Origin of the sequence: Streptomyces aureus (genome assembly GCF_001418135.1) — a bacterium.
In the GTDB taxonomy this organism is placed as follows: domain Bacteria; phylum Actinomycetota; class Actinomycetes; order Streptomycetales; family Streptomycetaceae; genus Streptomyces; species Streptomyces aureus_A.
The window spans coordinates 1-1,897 of record NZ_LIPQ01000398.1 but is presented as its reverse complement, the minus strand read 5'-3'; the positions used below and the strand labels follow the sequence as shown (position 1 = coordinate 1,897).

The 1,897-nt window shown below is 70.2% G+C and carries 1 protein-coding gene and 1 pseudogene; one reads left to right on the top strand and one right to left on the bottom strand.

Annotated features, from left to right (window positions below; genetic code table 11):
- Positions 1-375 precede the first annotated feature (375 nt).
- Complete coding sequence (locus tag AOK00_RS28750) at positions 376-741, top strand: DUF1304 domain-containing protein (RefSeq protein WP_055603164.1); 366 nt, start codon at positions 376-378, stop codon at positions 739-741.
- Positions 742-924: 183 nt separating this feature from the next.
- Here AOK00_RS28750 and AOK00_RS28745 read toward each other — a convergent pair.
- Positions 925-1,897, bottom strand: a pseudogene (locus AOK00_RS28745) (hypothetical protein); the annotation flags it as partial.

Genomic DNA, 1,897 nt, shown 5'->3' with positions numbered 1-1,897 from the left:
GCGTGGTCGCGACCACGCCGAAGTTCACGCTGATGGTGACCGTGGGCGGGTTCTCGATGGCGAACGACGTGCCCGCCATCCCGCCGAGAATCATTGCCGATGCGGCTCCCACGCCCGATATGCGCGCAGCCCAACGACGAGCGGTTCCTGCCATGTTGTCCCCCGGATGTGATGCGGAATTTGTCCAACGAGGCCTGTGTGCAGGCCTGTTGCAGACAGTTTCCCGGTCCGGGGGCTCCTCCGTCGAGCTTTTGAGACTATTTTCTGATTTTTAGTTTGGGATCCGGAATTAACCGTTCGTTCTCGCGAACCGCCCTGCGCGAGCCGTTGCGCGCCTCCCCCCGGAGCCCGGCCGCCCGACGGCACAATGCGGCCATGCCGCTGACCGCAGACATCCTCGTCGCCCTCGTCGCCCTGCTCCACGCCTACATCCTGGTGATGGAGATGTTCCTGTGGGAGAAGGAGACCGGCCGCCGCTTCTCCGGGTTCGACGCGAAGATGGCGCGCGAGACCGCCGCGATGGCCGCCAACCAAGGTCTCTACAACGGCTTCCTCGCCGCCGGGCTCGTCTGGGGTCTCATCGCCGACGACCCGATCGCCTTCCGCGTCCGGGTCTTCTTCCTGTCCTGCGTCGTCATCGCCGGCCTCTACGGCGCCGCCACGGCCAACCGCCGCATCCTCTTCGCCCAGGCCCTGCCCGGTGCGCTCGCCCTCTCCGCGGTTCTCGTCGCCCACTACTGAGACGCCTGCCGGAGGCCGTCCACGGACCGCGCCCAGGCGTCGCCCACGGAACAACGGGCGCGGTGCACGCGCTTCGTGGCGGCGATCCGCGCCTGATCGCCCCGCCGACCCACGTCCCCGCCACGCGCCGAGCCCCCGGCCGACGCTCGTCGGGCGGGGGCTCGGAACGCGTCGCTCGGGCTGTCAGCCCTTCGGGTTCAGGTCGATCGTCCTGGTGCGTTCGTTCTTGGTCTTGCCGAGGAGCGCCTCGCGCATCACGGAGGCCACGTCGTCGGCCGAGACCTCCCGCTTGGTGCCGTCGGCCTTGTTGATCATGACGCCCTTGAAGGCGCCGTCGAGCAGCCGCTCGATGGCCTTCGTGTCGTAGACCGCCACCAGTCGGCCGTCGGCGGCCTTCATGGAGAGGATCTGCGGCAGCGAGCGCGCCGGGCCGAACTGGATCTCCCTGCCGCCCGCCCGGATGGTGACGCGGTCGGACATCGCGGGCGTCGCGAACTCCTTCATCGCCCGGTCCACCTCGGCCTTGCTGATGCTCGGCTGGCGGTCGGTGACCGGCAGCTCGACCAGCCTGGTCTGGCCCGTCTCCACCTGGGCGCGGAAGGCGTCCCGGACGGAGATCATCGAGCGCTGGATGTCGAGGCCCTTGCCGGGCTTGCCCTCGACGGGCGTCACCTTGTTCGGGGCGAACAGGATCGTGCCCTCGGTCGCCGACGCGGACGTGCCGGCCAGGTCGGCGAGGGTGACGGCGAGCTTCTCCTCGTCGACGGGGAAGACCGGCTTGGCGACCCGCTCGCCGCCGAACAGGGAGCCGATGACCGAGACGGGGTTGTAGTCGCTGCCCGCGGCGGCGCGCACGGTCTCCACGCTGTCGAGCGCCAGGCCCGCCTTCTCCGGGGCGAGCTGGACCTTCTTGCCGCCGATGCCGAGCTGGAGCGGGGTCCCGGCGCGCTTGCCGAGGGCCGCGTCCAGCTTGTTGACGGCCTCCTCCTTCGTACCGCCGCCGATGTCCACGCCGAGGACCGTGGTCCCCTTCGGGACGTCGGAGTGGTTGAGGAGCAGCCCGGCGCCGTAGGCGACACCGGCGAGGCCGAGGACTCCGGCGGCGACGAGGACCAGCTTGGAGCGGCCCTTCTTCGCCGGGGCGGTCGGCGCGGGT